We start from the raw sequence: 17,976 nt of genomic DNA, 5'->3' as shown, positions 1-17,976 counted from the left end.
ATCCTCGCGCAAGCTTCGTTCTCTAGGGTGGCATCGGGACCAGAAGGTCTCGGACCCATGAATGACGGTGCGGAACAGAATGAATCTGTTAAATCAACTCCCTCAGGTTTTTAAAAACTTCGCGGCCTTAGGCCAGACGCGGCTTTTGGTGCTGGGTGGTGTGGGCGTTCTGTCCATGGCAATCATTCTCGCTGCTGCTCTTTATGTGAACAAACCTGCTTACGAAACGCTGTATGTCGGCCTTGAAACCATGGACATGAACAAGATCAGCATTGCGCTGGCCGAAGCCAATGTCGATTTCCAGGTCGGTGCCGACGGCACGAGCGTTCAGGTTCCCGTAGGAATGACGAGCAAGGCTCGTTTGCTCCTGGCTGAACGTGGCCTGCCCAACAGCGCGAACGCCGGTTACGAGTTGTTCGACAATGTCGGCTCTCTCGGCCTCACCTCCTTCATGCAGGAAGTAACGCGGGTCCGTGCGCTCGAAGGCGAAATCGGCCGCTCCATCCAGCAGATCGATGGCATTGCTGCCGCTCGCGTCCATATCGTGATGCCTGATGTCGGCAACTTCCGCCGTGGAGAGCAAAAGCCGACTGCCTCCGTGATGATCCGGGCAAGCGCATCTGCGGGCCGCAAGGCCGCCGCATCCATTCGCCATCTGGTTGCCTCTGCAGTGCCGGGGCTTGAGGTGGATGACGTAACCCTTCTCGATTCGACCGGGCAGTTGCTTGCTTCCGGCGACGATGTCAGCAACGGTGCGATGAGCAGATCGCTGACGCTTGCCCAGAACGTGCAGCAGGAACTCGAAACCAAGATCGACAAGGCGCTGGCTCCGTTCCTGGGAATGGACAACTTCCGTTCAAGCGTTACTGCCTCGCTCAATACTGACAGCCAGCAGATCCAGGAGACGGTTTACGATCCCGAATCGCGCGTCGAGCGGTCGGTCAGAACCACCAAGGAAGATCAGAAGTCTCAGGAAACGACGCCCGATTCCGCTGCAACAGTCGAGCAGAACGTGCCACAGGCCGCACCGCAGAGTGGTGGCGGCGGTCCCAAATCTTCCGACGAGTCTGCCAAGAAGGAAGAGCAGACCAACTACGAAATCAACTCCAAGACAGTTGCGACGGTACGTAACGGATACACGATCGATAAGATTTCCGTGGCTGTCGTTGTCAACAAGGGACGGCTTGCCAAGATGATCGGCGAGCCTGCCGATCAGGCCAAGATCGACGCTTATCTGGCGGAAATGCAGAAGATCGTCACATCTGCTGCCGGTACCTCCGCCGACCGTGGCGACGTCGTGACCATCACCGCGATGGACTTCTTGGAAACGCAGCTGCTTGACGAGGCCGTCGCAGGTCCAGGTTTCACGGAAGTGCTGAGCCGTAACTCCGCAGGCATCATCAACTCGCTCGCATTCGTCGCGGTCGCCTTCCTGGTCGTTTGGCTTGGTGTCCGTCCCGTCGTCCGCTCTATGTCGGGTGCTGGCGCTCCGGCCTCGGCAGAGCTGGCGCAGGATGCAGCCGGTCTGGAACTACCCGACTTCTCTCCTGCCATTGGCGGTGGCGCGGCAGGTGGTCTCATGGAAGGCTTCGGTGCGGACTTCGGTTTCGACAGCACGGACGATCTTCTTGCCGGAGGCGACGACGGTGGCGATTTCAATCGCCGGGTTCGCGAAGGGCCGGAACGCAGGCTCTCTCGCATGGTGGAAATCAGCGAGGAACGCGCCGCCAAGATTCTCCGCAAATGGGCTGTGGAAAAAGCTGCATGATAGAAAAGGCCGGGTCAAACCGGCCTTTTTTGTTTATTCGCACATTCTTGCTATGGGCCATCGACCCAGATGGTTTAGTATCTGTTCATCAAATCGTTTGATTCAGTCGTGGGATGCTGAAAAGGCGGATGTGTGCGAATGCAAACGCGTATATGCTCAAAGTTGTCCTAGGGTGCTAAAAAGAGTGGATAGGTCGTATCGGACCGATGGCATTTCCTTTTGCGTCTCCTAGAGTGTAATGATTCGGTCGCCAGCGCCGTTTTGTCTTCGATGACGACGGTGCTGTATGGAAATGAGTTCCATCCCGTTTAAGCATCTCCATCAGGGGAACGAAAGGGCGTAGGCTATTGAAAGTGGATGTCGATATTCGCAGGCTGTCGGCTACGCCTGCTGAAACGGCGGCAAGGCCCTTGCCGCGCAGCCAGCTCGTTCGCAAGATCGCTGCTGCGGCGGCTGAGGGTGATGTGACGGCTGCGATGGAGCATCTGACATCTTATGTCGGCGCTTCGCATTATCTCCTGTCCCGGGAAGATTTGTTGCAGGAGGCCAGCCTCAGCTTCATTGTGACATCAGACTGGCCTTTCGATCTGGTGCGCAAACTCGCCAACGAGTTGACCGGCACTCAAAGCCGTTCGAGCGAGATGGAAAAGTGCCTTGCTTTGCTTCGGCCCCGCTTGTTGACGCTTCCCGATGACGCGGTCGTGCCGGAAGGGACAGATCGCCAATACTGGACGCTGACTTTCTGCGTCGGGCGTTTGCGTTTTTCGCTTTTGTTGATGTTTTCCGAAGGAATTCTTCCTCCTGAGGAGAGGCTTCGTGAGGCAGGTATGCTCGCTGGCTACTTTGCCAGCTTCGGTATCGTCGAAGGCGCCAAGACGGAGCGAGATATCGATCTGACCGAAAGAGAGCTGGAATGCTTGTTCTGGATCGCCGAAGGCAAGACCAGTGACGAAATGGCGATGATACTCGGCATCTCGCGAAACACCATCAACAACTATATCACCAGCGTCATGCGCAAGACAGCAACCAAGACCCGTTCGGAGGCCATTGCCTACGCGGTCCGTAACAATCTCGTCTGAAAGGCGTATCATGGTTGTCGTCAAGGATATGGAAAACGCAGCCTATGGTCAGTCCATGGGCTCGAAGGCTGCTCCCTCGGTGACGCGGTCCGATCTTTTCCCAAAACTGGTCGCTATGCAGAGAAGCCTCGGTGCAAAGAACTTCATGGTTCTGCGCGCGGTCGCGGCGGGGTTTCCAAACAAGAGGAAACTGTCGTGCGAACTCGAAAATCTGGGTTTATCGGCAGGCGAGCAAAGCACGCAGCTGGTTCAGGTGCTTGGCGAAAGGCTGCTAGATCACCTTGAATCCTCTCTCCTGCCGGTGGCATGGATGAGCGACAGCGAAACTGGCTTCGCGGATCTTCCCGACGTTCCAGCGCTTCTCGTCCGGCTGGATAATGCCAGCCTTGGCTATTGCGGCGTTGGTTTTCCGGTGCGACTTGGCACGATGGGGAATGGGTTCGTCATCTTCTGTGGCGGAAACCTGCTGCTTGACAACGAATTGATGCTTGAACAGCACGTTAAATGCACGCAGATCATGGTCGATCTTCTGGCAATGGACGAGCGCCGCGTGTCCCCTTCAGAAGCTTTGAGCGAGCGAGAAGTTGCGTGCCTTCAATTGGCAGGTGATGGCCGGATCAGCGAAGAGATTGCGACCAAGCTCGGCCTCTCGGTTCATACCGTCAATGCCTATCTCGGATCCGCTACCATCAAACTCGATTCCGTCAACCGCATCCAGGCAATAGCCAAAGCCATTCGCCTCGGTTTCATTCATTGATGGTTTTGGCAGGTGATGCCGCGTGGCGGCACCATTGCCACCTCCCGTAGAGGCATTGTTTTCGGCGAGAGAGGGCTGGACTGAAGCTCAGTTCAGGTGCTGCGTTTCGCTCGCCCAAAGTATTTTTCTTTTAGTATTCAAGACTTACATGCCTGTCGTTCGTCATCAAGAATTTGGCTTTTGTAATATTCCCTGAATTTTAACATTTTTACGTCACGTTGCGGGAGTGGTTAATTTTGAGGACAAGCAATGTCGCGTTTTGTATCGAGATCAATTGTGGTCCAGATAGTATGCCTGACCCTCGGTCTTGTGATTCTTGGTATCATAGCCGTCGGTGCCTCAACCTATATGCGGTTGAAGCAGGATGTCATGCAGACCGCGATTATGGATACGGAAAGAGGAATTCGCAGCATGGCGATCCTCTACCAGCTGAAGGTCGGAGGCACGACGCTCGCTATCGATAATGACGAGCTTAAATCTGTAAGCCGTCCTAGCATCGGCACGCTCCTCGATTTCGATCTCGTCGACCGCACCGGCATGGCTATCGGTGGCGTGGCAACCGTATTTCAGGCACAGGGCACGGACTTCCTCAGAATCTCGACCAGTCTCAAAAACGAGAAGGGCGAGCGCGCTGTCGGGACAAAGCTTGCTGTCGACAGTCCCGCCTACCAGAGCATCACCAAGGGCCAGTCATATATCGGCCCGGCGAAGCTGTTCGGCAGGGATTACATGGCGGGATACATGCCTGTTCTTTCCAAGAAGGGAGATGCCGTTGGCATCCTTTTCGTTGGTGTACCTATGGAGTTCTATCAAGGACATATAGACGGTCTTCGCAACATGATGCTGATTGTCGGCGGAGCGGTCATCGTCATATTCAGCGTTCTTGGATACCTCATCATCAAGCGCAGCATGCGTCCACTCGGTAACCTGACGAGCGCCATCACATTCCTGTCTCAGGGCAGGCTCGACACAAACATTCCCTACGCGGAACGCAAGAACGAGTTCGGCGATATTGCGCGCGCGTTGGAGGTCTTCCGCGAGAACGCCCGTGAGAAGCTCCGCATCGAGGGCCAGAGCGCCGAAGAGCGGGCGCAGGCTGAAGCCGAACGGGCGCAAAACGATGTCGAGAAACAGAATACCGATCGCGAGATCGAATTTGCCGTCAACCAACTGGCCGGGGGCCTGGCTCTTCTCTCAAATGGAGACCTGACCCAGACCCTCGATGTGCCGTTCTCAGGCAGGCTTGAGCAGTTGCGGGTCGACTTCAACACCTCGCTTGCCAATCTGAAAGATGTGCTGCAGCAGGTGCGCGAGCGGACCTTCGTTATCCAGAACAATGGTTTGGAGATGCGCAAATCGTCCGACGAGTTGTCACGTCGCACAGAATCTCAGGCTGCATCGCTGGAACAGACGGCCGCTGCGGTCGAGGAAATCACTGTGACTGTCAAGTCTTCTGCCGAGCGTGCTCGCGAAGCCAATAAGGCCGTTCGCGCAACGCAGCAGAGCGCCGACAGCTCCGGAACCGTCGTGAAAAATGCTGTCGATGCGATGAGCCGCATCGAGGACGCATCCCAGAAGATCGAACAGATCATTGAAGTCATCGACGACATCGCCTTCCAGACGAACCTCCTTGCCCTCAATGCCGGTATCGAGGCTGCACGCGCAGGAGAGGCTGGCAAGGGATTTGCTGTGGTCGCCCAGGAAGTGCGAGAACTCGCCCAACGCTCCGCCGACGCGGCCCATGAGATCAAGGCGCTGATCAACCAGTCGACACAGGAAGTCAGCACAGGCTCGCTTCTCGTGCAGGAGGCCGGCCAGGTTCTCTCATCGATCAGCCAGCAGATCGTCACTGTCAGCCAACACGTGGAAACCATCGCTACGGCGACCCAGGACCAGGCATCCGCGTTGCAGGAAGTCAACGGCTCGGTAAACCAGATGGACCACATGACTCAGCAGAATGCGGCTATGGCGGAAGAATCGAGCGCTGCAAGCCAGATGCTCGCAGACGAAGTCGAGGCGCTTCTGGGCCTTCTTCAGCGCTTCCGCATGGAGCAGTCCAATGCGACAGGTGGTCGGCAAAACCACTATGGCCGCGCGGCCTGATCGAAGCATCACAATTGAAGACCGCTCTTCATCTCGAAGGGCGGTTTTTCTATGAGCGTCAGGACGCCTTATCCATCGAGTGAAGATGCTTATTCCGCGGCCGCCTGCCGGGTGTTGAAGACCTGTGTGACGTACGCGCGCAAAGCAGCCGGTCGAACCGGCTTGTGCTGAACCCCGATGCCGTGGCGTTCCGCTTCGGTGCGAACCTCCGGTGTCCGATCGGCAGTGACGAGGAGAGCGGGAAGCTGCGCTTTCGATGTTTCGCGCAGATGCAGGATCGCATCGATCCCTGTACCCTCGGCGAGATGATAGTCGGCAATGATCATGTCGGGAATGCCACCTCTGCTCAAAGCATCATCGAGGTCATCGACGCAGGCAGCCTGCGTCACCGTGCAGCCCCAGCCTGTCAGTAGAACGGCCATGCCTTCGAGTATTTTCGGCTCGTTGTCGATGCACAGAATGCGAAAGCCTGCGAGCTGCGTCTGTTGGAGTTGAGACACCGTATGCTCCGCCTGCCTGCTTTGTTTCCCATGCTGCGCTTCCCTCTGCACCTGCACGACAAAGGACGTGCCTTTGCCCACGACCGATGACAGTTGAACGGGATGGTGCAGAACCCGCGACAGGCGGTCCACGATGGACAGACCAAGACCAAGACCTGCCGCAGCCCTCATTCCTGCGTCGAGCCGTGTGAACTCCTTGAAGATCGTCCGAAACTTGGATGCCGGAATTCCCATGCCGGAATCGATCACCTGGATCATCACATCGCCGCCGCGCCGCCGCGCTCCGACGAGCACCTTGCCCGAGCTGGTATATTTGATGGCGTTGGACACCAGGTTCTGGATGAGCCGCCGCAACAGATTGATGTCTGAGCGCACCATCAAGGATGTGGGCATCACTACGAATTCAAGGTTCTTCTCGCGCGCCATCGGGGCGAAGTCTGTCTCGATCCGTTTCAGCAGATCGTTCAAAGGCACCGCTGCCATGCGCGGTTTCATCGCGCCTGTATCGAGACGCGATATATCCAGCACCGCGCCCAGGATCGTTTCCACCGATTCCAGCGCCGAATCGATATTTTGAACGAGGTTGCTGTTGTCCGAATTGCCGATGCGCTCGACCAGTGCGGAAGAGTAGAGACGGGCGGCGTTGAGTGGCTGCAGGATATCGTGGCCGGCAGCGGCAAAGAACCGGGTCTTGCCGATGTTGGCCTCATCTGCTGCCGCACGCGCCTCCACCAGTTCGCGATTGACCCGCAACAGCTCTGCAGTGCGCTCCGCAACGCGCTGTTCCAGGGTTTCATTGGCCTGCTTCAGCGCCTGGTCGCTTTCCACGCGCTGTGTAATATCGGTAAAGGTCGCGACCACACCCTTGTCCGGCATTGCGTTGGAACGAACTTCGATGATGCGCGCTCCCCCGCTCAGTTCCAGTGAAAAAGGCCGGTCCATGGCGAGAAACTGGTCGATACGCTCACTATGATCGCCGGGTGTAATATCCCCACGCTCTTCCAGTAGTGCAACGATCTCTCCGAGCGGCAGTCCAACCCGGCCGAAATGCTCCGGCAATTCCAAAAGCGTGCGGAAGCGCCGGTTCCATATCGTCAGTTGCAACGAACTGTCGAAGACGGCGATGCCCTGATCCATCTGTGCAAGAGCGGTCTGCAGCATGTCCTGATTGTATTGCAGCGCTTCGCTGGCCTGATCGAGCAGCCAGGCGGTATCGGCGCTGGTATCTTCCGCTTTCTGCAGAATGAGCGACAACACCAGCCGGGCAGAGGAAGAGCCGATCGCGCTGCCAAGCAACTGCTCGGAGAAATGAATTAGCGCCATATCGGCAGGCTGATCGTCCTCCAGCTTTCGCCCGGCCGTCTTCTCGTAGGCTGAAAGCGAGCGCAACATCCGCTCTTCGCCGAGATAGCGCGCCACCGCACTCTTCAGGTCGCCGACACTCACACGCGTCTTCCAGCCTCGTGTGGCGAATTGAGACTTGGAGTGGCGCTTGACGAAAATGCCAGACTGGATGCGTTCCACAGGACGCGGATTGCGCGAGAGGGAGCCAAGCACGAACGTCAGCGAATTGATGAGCAGGCTAAGCGTCACCGCATTGACCAGCGGATCGGCGCCGGGGCCGCTGAATATTTCTGTTCCCGGGAAAATGAAACTCAAGACCCCGGATGCAACATAGGCGTAGTCGGGTCCTCCCAGGCTTGGCAGGAAGAGGAGATAGGCCCAAACGATGAAGCCTGAACTAAGTCCGGCAATAGCTCCACGTGCGTTTGCCCGCCGCCAGAGCAGACCGCCAAACAGGGAAGGCGCCATTTGCGCGATTGCGGCAAAGGCAAGCAGCCCGATGGATGACAAACCTGATGTGCTGTCGGCTGCCCGGTAATAGCAATAGCCGAGCAGCAGCACGATGAAGATCGCGGTTCGGCGGATATTCAATAGTGTCTTGGCAAAATCATCGCTGTGAGGCGAGCGGGTCAGGAGTTTTTGCCGCAGAAAAATCGGCATCAGGATGTCGTTGGACACCATGATCGACAGCGCCACGGAGGCGACGATCACCATGGCGGTAGCTGCGGAAAAACCACCGATGAATGTGATCAGCGAAACGATCGGCACACCATGGAACAGCGGCAGTTGAAGAACATAAAGATCCGCGTCGCCATTGCTCCCCAATGTCAGTAGACCGGCGATTGCAATGGGCAGTACGAAAATGTTGATTGCCACCAGATAGAGCGGCAAAAGAAATCCCGCCGTTCGCAGTTCCTTTGCCGTTCGGTTCTCGACCACCGTGACATGGAACTGACGTGGCAGAAGGATGATGGCGAAGCCCGACAGGAGGGTGAGAATGATCCAGCGGCTGATTGGCGTCTGGTACGAGACCGCCTCCATCACCTGCGCGTTTTCAGAGGCAAGCCGCCAGAGCTGTGCTGGCCCGTCGAACAGAAAGAAAACGACATAAATACCGGCCGTGCAGATTGCCAGAAGCTTGACGACCGATTCCATCGAGATGGCGAGGATCAGCCCGTCCTGATGTTCTGTCGCGTCGGTGTGGCGCGTGCCGAACATGATCGCAAATCCAGACATCACCACCGTTACGATCAGCGGTAGATCGAGGAAGTAGAGATTTCCGCTGCCGATACCGTAGTCGCGCGGGTCCACCATGGTGGCCACTGAACTCGACACGGCTTTCAACTGCAGAGCAATATAGGGGATGGCGCCAACCAGAGCGATGACGGAGACGATCATGGCCACCGTCGGGTTCTTGCCGTAACGTGCGGCGATGAAATCCGCGACCGAGGTCAACTTTTCCGCCTTGGCCAATTCCACGATCCGGCGGATCACCGGCATTCCGAGAGTGAAGGCCAGGATCGGACCGATGTAGATGCCGAGAAATTCGAGCCCTTTTTCCGAGGCAAGGCCGACCCCGCCAAAGTATGTCCATGAGGTACAGTAGATCGCAAGGCTGAGAGCATAGACCACCGGTCGCCCGGTGTTGGGAGCGGTCTTCTGCCGGCTCTTGCGGTCGCCGTAACTCGCCACTGCAAACAGCAGCAGGATATAGGCGAAAGCCGAGACGAATATGATCCACCCGGGCAGCAATAGGGTCCCCTCCACGCGTTGCATGCAAGCTTATGACACTTCTGGGGAAATGAGAATTGGCCCCGTATTGGCATAAAGTTCAACGTGAGAGCGGTTGCGTCTGCGACCTGAGCTTCAGACGGTGGAACCGAATAGACTAATGCCGCGTCATAATACTGCGCATTGGCAACCGGAGTGCTATTGTGCGGCGGTCGGTGGCGTCCAGTCCCGACAGGTAAGAGGGCTTCAAAGAGGGACATCTTTATGCTTAATGAATTCAAGACATTCATCGCGCGCGGCAACGTCATGGATCTGGCCGTGGGCGTCATCATCGGAGCGGCGTTCAGCAAGATCGTCGATTCGGTCGTCAACGATCTCATCATGCCAATCGTCGGCGCAATCTTCGGCGGGTTTGACTTCTCGAACTACTTCATCCCGCTGAGTTCAACCGTCACTGCGCCCTCCCTTGCTGCTGCCCGCGAGCAGGGTGCGGTCATCGCCTACGGCAATTTCATCACCATCGTTATCAACTTCCTCATCCTTGCATGGATCATCTTCCTGATGGTCAAGGGCGTGAACAAAATCCGTGCTTCGGTGGAACGCGAAAAGGTGGAAGAAAAGAAGGCTCCAGCCCCGCCGCCAGAAGACGTCAAACTGCTGACCGAAATCCGCGACCTGTTGAAAACCCGCTGAAGCGGAAGGGTTTCTCGTCAGATCGATCTCTGACTCATCAGCAAAATCCGTGATTTCTTCACGGAATATCATGCCAGGCTGGTACGCAATGCGCTAAGAAGGCACTTGAACGGAGTGCCTTCTATGTCGGTTTTGAACAGTCTCAGCGCACGCTCTCTGGCAGCGCCGGAAAGTGGTATCGTCGAGGTCAAAAAATACGCCCACGATCGGGAAAATCTTCTTCCTTTATGGGTTGGCGAAGGCGATCTACCGACGCCAGCCTTCATCTCCAAAGCGGCGGCAGATGCGCTGAATGCGGGTGAGACTTTCTATACATGGCAGCGCGGCATTCCAGGTCTTCGCGAAGCGCTTGTGCGCTATTATCAAAGACATTTCAGCGCAACTCTTTCAACGGACCACTTCTACGTGACGGGCTCCGGCATGCAGGCCATCGCTCTCGCGGTCCAGGCATTGACGTCACCTGGCGATGAAATGATTTACCTCACGCCGACATGGCCGAATATCGTCGCCGCCATTGGCGTTGCCGGCGCGAACGCGGTCCCCGTTGGGATCGATTTTATCCAGGGCAAGTGGGAGATCGATATCGGCAAGCTTGAAAGCGCTATTACGCCGAAGACCAAGGCCCTCTTCATCAATACGCCGTCCAATCCAACCGGCTGGACGGCCACGAAAGACGATCTTCGCAACATTCTTGCACTAGCGCGCAAGCACGGGCTTTGGATCGTCGCCGACGAGATCTACGCGCTTTATTATTACGGCGCAGCACGCGCGCCGTCCTTCCTCGACGTGATGGAGGAGGGCGACCGAATCGTCTTTGCCAATTCCTTCTCCAAGAACTGGTCTATGACGGGATGGCGTGTCGGCTGGCTGGTTGCCCCTCCGGAAATAGGCCAGGTGATCGAGAATCTGATCCAGTATTCGACCTCTGGCGTGGCGCAGTTCATGCAGCGCGGAGCGGTTGCCGCATTGGACGAAGGCGATGATTTCCTGGCGCAGAATTTTGCCCGAGCAGCGCAGTCTCGCGATATTCTCTGCGAAGCGCTGATTGCGACCAATCGCGTCGAGACCTTGAAGCCGGATGGCGCTCTTTATGCATTCCTGAAAATAGATGGCATCACGGATACCCGCGCAGCAGCCTTCGATATCGTTGACAAGGTCGGCGTTGGACTGGCGCCGGGAACAGCGTTCGGCGCGGGCGGAGAATTGTTTTTGCGCGCCTGTTTCCTGCGCGACCCGGCACAGATAGCAGATGCGGCAGACAGACTGTCGGATTACATCCTGCGGAAATCCGCCTGACGGGTTTTCATTTTTCTGCGTAACGACAACGTGGAGCGTTTCCGCTCAAGACGGAAACGCTCCACGTCGTTGAACAACACCGTGCTTTCCGAAAGATCAGCAATGATTTTCGGAAAGCACGATGCTGTAGTTTCAAAGGCTTCGAGGACGCAAAGGGCGCGCTCAGAGCCAAACTATACGGGAGAAACGATCAGGATCTAGTGCGCTGCGTTCATCGCAGCGGAGTCCACATTCTTGTAGAAAGTGGCGTAGCGCAGGCTATCGGCCAGGAATGCGGTGTTCTCGTTCGGGTCGTTGGAAGGGTTCTGGAAGTTGATGTAGTTGATGTTGACGCCGGCATGGTCTTTGCCAAGCATCAATTGCGCGTAGATCGTGACACCTTTCGGCTTGATCTCAAGATCGAGCGTGATCGAAGGATAGGTGTCCCAGTCCAGCGTATAGTCCCCACCGATCCCGAAATGAACGGTACCTGGATGGAAGTAAAGTTCTGCCGCCGAATCTACGAGATCCGACAAGCTGTTGTAATATTCAAACTTTAAAAGAGATATTAGATCAGCTGCGTCGATAAGGCGAAGCTCGGCCGCTACGGGACCGATTGCGCGTGCAACTATTTCTTCTCGTTGAGCCGAATATGGGCATTTTTTCATGTCGATCAGTTTACCCGTCTTTTGTTCTGACGTGCGGCGTAAACCTTGTGAATGAGTTCCGCCACAGCCTTATAAAATACTGACGGGATGACGCTATCGACTGAGACTTGCGCAAACATGGAGCGGGCGAGTGGCGGATCCTCAAAAATAGGAATGTTGTTTTGGGTGGCGATTTCCCTGATGCGCAGCGCAATCAGATCCTGTCCCTTGGCAACCACGATCGGAGCATCGCTTTCCTCACGCACGTAACGCAGCGCCACCGCGTAGTGAGTCGGGTTGGTGATGATCAACGTCGCTCTTGGAACGGCATCCATCATGCGGCGGCGGGCGCGATCGCGCGCAATCGAGCGCTGGCGGGCTTTGACCACGGGGTCGCCCTGGGACTGCTTGTGTTCGTCCTTGACTTCCTGCTTGGTCATCTTCAGTTCGCTGTACCAGCGATGATGGCTCCAGAAGTAGTCGGCCACCGCAAGAATACCGGTAGAGAAGAGAATGACGATCATCATTTTCTTCAAGATTTCATAGCCGGTCGGAACGATCAGCTGCGGATCGGAGATCAGAGCTGTCAGCAGCTTGAAATAATCGTTCTTCAGCACAATCCCCATGATGATGGCGACGACGACCACCTTGAAGAGGGATTTGCCGAAGTTGACGAGACCGTTCACGCTGTAGATGCGCTGAAAACCTTTGACCGGCGAGATACGTTCGGCCTTGGGGGTTATACGATCGAGAACGAATTGCGGCATGTTCTGTGCAAAGGACTGACCCAGCCCGAAGATGATGAACATGATCGCTGCGGGCAAAAGCAGCGCACCCGCTTCCTTGGCCAGATGAAGGCCCAGAGAAACGAGATCTCCCGCAGTGTTGAGCCGCCATTGTTCCGGCCGTTCGATCACATCCTTTAGGGATTCGCCAAGGCGTTTTGCGCCGTCCGGTGCGAAGAAAACGAGATAGACATAAAAGGCGAGCGAGGATGCAAAGAGCGAGGCTTCGGTAGACGCAGGGATATTACCCTTCTCGACGGCGTCGCGAAGTTTTTTCTCTGATGGATCTTCTGTTTTACTGTCCTTGTCCTCGTCTGCCAAGGCAAGATCCCCCTAGAGCGCCGCACGTCTTTCAAGACGCGCGAAGGACGCTCTTCTTCTTGAATCTCCACATCGTGCTTTGCGAAAATCAGTTCAGATTTTCAGGCCGATGCTGTGGGCACGTCGCGCAAGACCGTTCAGTGATTTTGCGAAAGCGAGATACGTAGAAAAACACCTGAGGCATCAACGGCAGAGTTGAAAACATCGCCATGCGCTTCAAGTGAAAAAACCCGCCTTCTCAGGCAGGTCAACACGGACAGAGGCTACAGTCTTGATGCGCAGCCCGCAAGACGGCGTGGTCATGCGGCAGGTGTTATCAACCGGGAAGGTTCTATGCGGCTGCGGGCTCGCCGCCTTCTGTTGCCACTTCCTTGAGGACGATCTGGCCGGAGTTGGCCAGACGGATGGCTTCCTGTGCGACAGCGCGGCGGGCCACTGCGACTTCGCGCGTATTGATTGAGGCTGATGGCACGGCCAGATCGGACTCGATCATGCGGCGCTGGCGCGGACTGATGCTCGACAGCACACATTCCTTGATCTCCGCCGTGGCGCCACGTAGCGCCATGGTGAGAACATCGCCGGCAATGTCGTTGAGCAGTGCCACTCGGCTGCGCTGCGGCATATAGAGCAGGTCTTCGAAAAGGAAGATCTTCGGCTTGACCTTGTTGGCCGATTCGCGGCTCAGCGTCTCCAGCGAGCTGAGCAGGGTGTCGACCTGCGGCTTCTCCAGTTCGTTCATCAGGTCCGCGACCTTGATGGAACCCACTGCGTTGCGCTCCGCCTCGACCTCGGCAATCAGTGCCAAAACGCGCTTTTCGATGATCTGCGCGGCGGTGGGGCTGACTTCCTTCATGTTCACCGTGCGGTTCATGATATCCGCGCGCTGTTCGTCGGGGATGGTCAGAAGTACCTTGGCGCCGAAGGACGAAGGAAGCATGGAAAGAATATAGGCGATCGTCTGCGGATGTTCTCGCATCAGATACTTGCCGATGAATTGCGGGTCGGAATCCTGAAGCTGATCCCAGATTGAGGTTTCATAGGCCTGGAAGGTTGCACGGCGACCGAGAAGGCCGTCCACTTCTTCCGGAGTGAGGCCTTCTTCGAGAATCGCTTCGATGGCCTTGGCGTTGTCCATCAGTCCGGTGCCCTCGGTGAAGAGGTCTTCGAATTCAGCGACGATCTGGGCCAGTTCGTCCGGGGGGATGACACGGAGAGTCTGAGCGGAATTGATGATGGTCTGCAGCTCGGCCTGGGTGAAAAACTTCAACAGTTTTCCAGCCACGCCCTTGCCCATCGCCAGAAGAACGGCGGCGGCTTTTTCAGCCTGAGACAACGGTTTCCCTAACACCGGGTTACCGAAATCCTCAAAGTCCATCATGGTCTTTCCTCTCCGTCCCCACAGGGATCAGGTCTTCTTGGTACTCAGTACTTCAATAAGCTTGACGCCAAAACGCGTTTCGTCGTTCTCGAGAACGGTAATTTCACCGCGTGCGATGCAACGACCGTTCACCATGATCTCAACAGGTTCGCCGATTCGTCGATCGAGCGCAATTGTTGCTCCCTCTTCCAGGCCCATCAGACCCGATACCAGCATGCGGCTGGTTCCCAAAACGATCTGGACATCGATCGGGATGTCCATGATCAGATCCATGTTATCCGACAGGCCGCTACCAAGCGGCGGCGCTGCGGAAAAAGACATCTCGGCTGCGCCACCGAAGGCACCGAGATCGGCCCCCATCGCCATCGGGCTTTCATCGGCGGCGTCGAAATCGCCGAAGTCTCCAAAGCTGGAGAGCGAACCCTCAGCGTCGCTTTTCAACACGTCGCGCAGCCCACCGATAGCGTTGTCCAGATCGCCCGCGTCATCAAGCGAAGGCATCAGGTCGTCGTCGGTTAAAGGGGTCTTTTTCGTAGCCATGCGATAATTATTCCTTTTGAAACTTGCGTCAGCCTGCCTAAAACCTCTGATTGTATCGCGAGCGATCAACCCATCAGATGTCTTAGGATTTCGTCATCCGTCGAGACGTTGTTCTTGACCCGAACCATGTAGCGGTCCCCGGCTCGCCCAAACTCGCAATTATACATTTTTGCACCGTTTGCGCTTACTTCGACGCAGATATCATCCTGCTTCGCGTCCCGGAAAGGAATGACGTCTCCTTCCACGAGGCGTGAGATAGTCTTCAGTGTCAGTGTCTGGAGCCTGATTTTCGCCTCAAGCGTCACTTGTGAACGCTTGACCTGCTCGGAAATCATTTCCATCCACTCTTCCTGCTTCTTCAATGCGCCGGCCGAAGGCTTCGGCGCAACGATCGTCGTCTTGAGAAGCGTGCGCTGAGGCACGATCAGCGCAAAGTCGGAAGCAACCTTGCCGATTAGGATCTTCAGCCGGATCAGCATGCCGAACTGGCCGAACATGGCCTCTTCGTAGGCACTCTTTCCGGTTGCGTTGAAGGGCGGTTCTATGATGGCCTCGAAGCCGCCGGGCGCATTGACGGAAGAACGCAGCACACCAGCGATTCGGTCGAGCACCAGCGCGGCAAGATCGAGTTCGATCTGTGACAGAGGGCGCACTTCCGGCTCCATGATCGTATCGGGTGCCGCGCCCAGCATGCGCTCCATCAACGCCATGACGAAACCGTTGCCGATACCGATCATGAAATTGTTGCACCAGTTGCGAAGCGAGCAGTCCGAAACGGCGTAATCCTTGCCGAGCTTGGCCACGAGATCGGTCATCAGTCCGGATTCGCAACCCTCATAATCGACTTCGATGGAGAGGCTCGTCTGGCTATGAAAAACATCGGGAAGAAACGCGGTATAGATCTGACCGATGTCGGCACCGATCTTTCCGATTTTCTTGTTGTCGCCAAGACCACCGGTCAGCTTGGCCAGCAGAGCGGGGTCCATTGGAGCAATCGGGGTCTGTTCAGCAACGTCCGCCATATCAAGCCGCCTTCTGGTCGCCACCGGGGTTCATCATTTCCTGCTCGACGGCGTCGATTGATGGGCGCTCGTAGCCGGAGATGGTCTTGCGTCCATATTCCAGTGCGACCTGCGGCACGGAGCCGTTCATATAGGCGATCAGCGTCTGCTTCACGATGACGTAAAGCCTGTGCTGCTTCGAGCGCACGATCTTGACCTGGGATGCCAGCGGGTTGCAGATCGAATAGGAAAGAAGAATACCAAGCATGGTTCCGACGAGGGCCGCGCCGATAAGGCCGCCGAGAACGGCAGGGGGCTCGTTGATCTTACCCATGGCCTTGATAACGCCGAGAACGGCCGCGACGATACCGATAGCCGGGAAGGAATCGCCCATCGCGGTGATCGCGTTATAAGGCTTCAGCTTGTCGTAGAGGATCGTTTCGATTTCCTCGTCCATCAGCGCTTCGATTTCATGGCTGCGGGCGTTGCCGATGATGATCAGGCGGACATAGTCGCAGATGAAGGACGTCAGCTCCTTGTTCTTCAAGACCGACGGCGCGGTCTGGAAGATCGAGGATTCTTCGGGATTGTCGATATGGGCTTCGATCTCGTTTCGGGACTTTGTTCGCAGGTCGCGCATCAGCGAGTAGAGGACACCCAGCACGTCGAGATAGTGACGTTCCTTCGGCACGGCGAACTTGAAGGCTTCGCCCAGCGCTTTGCCGGAATCCTTCACCACCTTCATCGGGTTGGACATGATGAAGCCACCGAGACCGGCACCACCGATGATGACAAGTTCGAACGGCTGAACCAGAACGTCCAGATGGCCGCCCATGGCCATGAAGCCGCCGAGAATACAGCCGAAAGTAATAACCAGTCCAATAACGATATTCATCTGACGCTCACACCTCAGCCAATTTTTCTCCCGAATGGTTAGGCATCATGCCTTGCGCGAGGCTGGCTTGGTGTCCGTTTGGACATTCGACGGCGCTGGTCAGGGGAATGATTTTTCTGTCTCTCGGAAAGAAGATCGTAGGCGCTGCCGGCAGAGATCGGTCAGTTGCTTGAGATGGAAGAGGAGAGAAGGCATCGCCAGATCGCACTGGGCCGGATCTTCCGTCAGGCACTTCACGACGTCTCGTCGTTTCTTTTCTCATGTACGGCTTGTCGATTTGCGATCGCCTATTTTGGCTGGGTTCTGACCCCCGGGTGCCGCGGACCAAAAGTTTCGCGCAAGCAAACGCCTCTAGGCCTTGAGGCCATGATGTGGCGCATTCTGCCGCACGTCCTTGGTCTGAAGTCCAAACAGGAGAAGAGCATGCAATCTGGTTTATACGTGGGTATCTCGTCCCAGATCGCCTTGGAACGCCGCCTGACGACCATCGCGGACAACATCGCCAATATGAATACCGTTGGCTTTCGTGGCACTGAGGTGAAATTCAATCAGGTCATGGCGCAGACGAAGAACGATCTGCGTGCCAATATTGCCTTCGTAACACAGGGCAACGACTACCTTTCGACGCAGAACGGCGAGCTGGAGCGCACAGGCAACTCCTTCGACTTTGCGGTCAAGGGCGATGCCTGGTTTGCCATCAACACGCCGTCGGGACAGGTTCTCACCCGAGATGGCCGCTTCTCGATGTCGACCACCGGGCAATTGATTTCGACCAAGGGCTTTCCGGTTCTCGATTCCGGCGGTGCGCCGATCCAGCTCAATCCCGCTGCGGGAGAACCGAGCGTCGGTGCGGATGGACGTATCATTCAGGATGGTCGGACCATGGGACAGATCGGGCTGTTCACCGCCGATCCGAGCAAGGGTTTCATGCGCTATGAGAATAGTGGCGTGATCTTTTCCCAGGCGCCGCAGCCGGTGGTGGATCAAGGTGATGTCGGCATTGTCCAGGGCTATGTCGAGCAATCCAACATCAACGGCATTTCACAAATGACGCAGCTGATCCAGGTCAACCGCGCATTCGAGGGCATTTCGTCGATGATGAAGTCGACAGAGGACAATTTCTCCCAGGCGATCCGCACGCTTGGAGGCGGTCAGTAAC

14 protein-coding genes are annotated in these 17,976 nt (G+C 56.4%); 7 read left to right on the top strand and 7 right to left on the bottom strand.

Annotated elements, in window-relative coordinates; all coding sequences use genetic code 11:
• The first annotated feature begins 79 nt into the window (after positions 1 to 79).
• From fliF to QZ862_RS04360, 4 genes are all read left to right on the top strand, one after another.
• Entirely contained in the window at positions 80 to 1,768 is a 1,689-nt protein-coding gene (fliF, locus tag QZ862_RS04375) for a flagellar basal-body MS-ring/collar protein FliF (protein ID WP_296018190.1), read from the top strand.
• A 353-nt stretch (positions 1,769 to 2,121) separates the two neighbouring features.
• On the top strand, positions 2,122 to 2,847 hold the full coding sequence (locus QZ862_RS04370) for a helix-turn-helix transcriptional regulator (protein WP_296097763.1): 726 nt from the start codon (positions 2,122 to 2,124) through the stop codon (positions 2,845 to 2,847).
• A 55-nt stretch (positions 2,848 to 2,902) separates the two neighbouring features.
• On the top strand, positions 2,903 to 3,604 hold the full coding sequence (locus QZ862_RS04365) for a helix-turn-helix transcriptional regulator (RefSeq protein ID WP_296097761.1): 702 nt from the start codon (positions 2,903 to 2,905) through the stop codon (positions 3,602 to 3,604).
• A gap of 249 nt (positions 3,605 to 3,853) precedes the next feature.
• Positions 3,854 to 5,707, top strand: coding sequence for a methyl-accepting chemotaxis protein (locus tag QZ862_RS04360; RefSeq protein ID WP_296097738.1), 1,854 nt, complete (start codon positions 3,854 to 3,856; stop codon positions 5,705 to 5,707).
• An 89-nt stretch (positions 5,708 to 5,796) separates the two neighbouring features.
• Here the strand turns inward: QZ862_RS04360 and QZ862_RS04355 are convergent, their stop codons facing one another.
• Positions 5,797 to 9,303: a PAS domain-containing hybrid sensor histidine kinase/response regulator gene (locus QZ862_RS04355; protein WP_296097736.1), complete on the bottom strand. Its 3,507-nt coding sequence runs from the start codon at positions 9,301 to 9,303 to the stop codon at positions 5,797 to 5,799.
• A gap of 243 nt (positions 9,304 to 9,546) precedes the next feature.
• Here QZ862_RS04355 and mscL point away from each other — a divergent pair, with 243 nt between their 5' ends.
• On the top strand, positions 9,547 to 9,975 hold the full coding sequence (mscL, locus tag QZ862_RS04350; RefSeq protein ID WP_296018198.1) for a large conductance mechanosensitive channel protein MscL: 429 nt from the start codon (positions 9,547 to 9,549) through the stop codon (positions 9,973 to 9,975).
• 123 nt (positions 9,976 to 10,098) lie between these two features.
• A complete protein-coding gene (locus QZ862_RS04345; protein ID WP_296097734.1) occupies positions 10,099 to 11,271 on the top strand; it encodes a pyridoxal phosphate-dependent aminotransferase in 1,173 nt (390 codons plus the stop codon).
• A 197-nt stretch (positions 11,272 to 11,468) separates the two neighbouring features.
• Here QZ862_RS04345 and QZ862_RS04340 read toward each other — a convergent pair whose 3' ends face one another.
• The 6 genes from QZ862_RS04340 to motA form a co-directional block, all read right to left on the bottom strand.
• A complete protein-coding gene (locus QZ862_RS04340; RefSeq protein ID WP_296018203.1) occupies positions 11,469 to 11,918 on the bottom strand; it encodes a hypothetical protein in 450 nt (149 codons plus the stop codon).
• A 5-nt stretch (positions 11,919 to 11,923) separates the two neighbouring features.
• The gene (gene flhB / locus QZ862_RS04335; RefSeq protein WP_296018204.1) at positions 11,924 to 13,003 is read right to left on the bottom strand and encodes a flagellar biosynthesis protein FlhB; all 1,080 of its coding nucleotides are present in this window, start codon (positions 13,001 to 13,003) and stop codon (positions 11,924 to 11,926) included.
• A 331-nt stretch (positions 13,004 to 13,334) separates the two neighbouring features.
• On the bottom strand, positions 13,335 to 14,381 hold the full coding sequence (fliG, locus tag QZ862_RS04330) for a flagellar motor switch protein FliG (RefSeq protein WP_296018207.1): 1,047 nt from the start codon (positions 14,379 to 14,381) through the stop codon (positions 13,335 to 13,337).
• A gap of 27 nt (positions 14,382 to 14,408) precedes the next feature.
• A complete protein-coding gene (gene fliN / locus QZ862_RS04325) occupies positions 14,409 to 14,921 on the bottom strand; it encodes a flagellar motor switch protein FliN (protein ID WP_296018209.1) in 513 nt (170 codons plus the stop codon).
• A gap of 65 nt (positions 14,922 to 14,986) precedes the next feature.
• On the bottom strand, positions 14,987 to 15,943 hold the full coding sequence (locus QZ862_RS04320) for a FliM/FliN family flagellar motor switch protein (RefSeq protein WP_296097732.1): 957 nt from the start codon (positions 15,941 to 15,943) through the stop codon (positions 14,987 to 14,989).
• Position 15,944: 1 nt separating this feature from the next.
• Positions 15,945 to 16,817, bottom strand: a complete 873-nt coding sequence (gene motA, locus QZ862_RS04315) for a flagellar motor stator protein MotA (protein WP_296018213.1) — start codon at positions 16,815 to 16,817, stop codon at positions 15,945 to 15,947.
• A gap of 423 nt (positions 16,818 to 17,240) precedes the next feature.
• Between motA and flgF the strand changes: the two genes are divergently transcribed.
• Positions 17,241 to 17,975 carry a flagellar basal-body rod protein FlgF gene (gene flgF, locus QZ862_RS04310; protein ID WP_296018214.1) on the top strand — a complete coding sequence of 245 codons (735 nt, stop codon included), beginning with the start codon at positions 17,241 to 17,243 and terminating at the stop codon, positions 17,973 to 17,975.
• The last annotated feature ends 1 nt before the right edge of the window (position 17,976 follow it).

Source organism: uncultured Agrobacterium sp. (assembly GCA_913777615.1).
Lineage (GTDB): Bacteria > Pseudomonadota > Alphaproteobacteria > Rhizobiales > Rhizobiaceae > Agrobacterium.
This window is presented reverse-complemented; position numbering and strand designations above follow the sequence as displayed.

Coding starts and splice junctions, on each gene's coding strand:
- QZ862_RS04345 (WP_296097734.1), top strand. CDS start 10,099: ATGTCGGTTTTGAACAGTCTCAGCGCACGCTCTCTGGCAGCGCCGGAA.
- QZ862_RS04360 (WP_296097738.1), top strand. CDS start 3,854: ATGTCGCGTTTTGTATCGAGATCAATTGTGGTCCAGATAGTATGCCTG.
- QZ862_RS04365 (WP_296097761.1), top strand. CDS start 2,903: ATGGGCTCGAAGGCTGCTCCCTCGGTGACGCGGTCCGATCTTTTCCCA.
- motA (WP_296018213.1), bottom strand. CDS start 16,817: ATGAATATCGTTATTGGACTGGTTATTACTTTCGGCTGTATTCTCGGC.
- fliN (WP_296018209.1), bottom strand. CDS start 14,921: ATGGCTACGAAAAAGACCCCTTTAACCGACGACGACCTGATGCCTTCG.
- QZ862_RS04320 (WP_296097732.1), bottom strand. CDS start 15,943: ATGGCGGACGTTGCTGAACAGACCCCGATTGCTCCAATGGACCCCGCT.
- mscL (WP_296018198.1), top strand. CDS start 9,547: ATGCTTAATGAATTCAAGACATTCATCGCGCGCGGCAACGTCATGGAT.
- QZ862_RS04340 (WP_296018203.1), bottom strand. CDS start 11,918: ATGAAAAAATGCCCATATTCGGCTCAACGAGAAGAAATAGTTGCACGC.
- fliF (WP_296018190.1), top strand. CDS start 80: ATGAATCTGTTAAATCAACTCCCTCAGGTTTTTAAAAACTTCGCGGCC.
- flgF (WP_296018214.1), top strand. CDS start 17,241: ATGCAATCTGGTTTATACGTGGGTATCTCGTCCCAGATCGCCTTGGAA.
- fliG (WP_296018207.1), bottom strand. CDS start 14,381: ATGATGGACTTTGAGGATTTCGGTAACCCGGTGTTAGGGAAACCGTTG.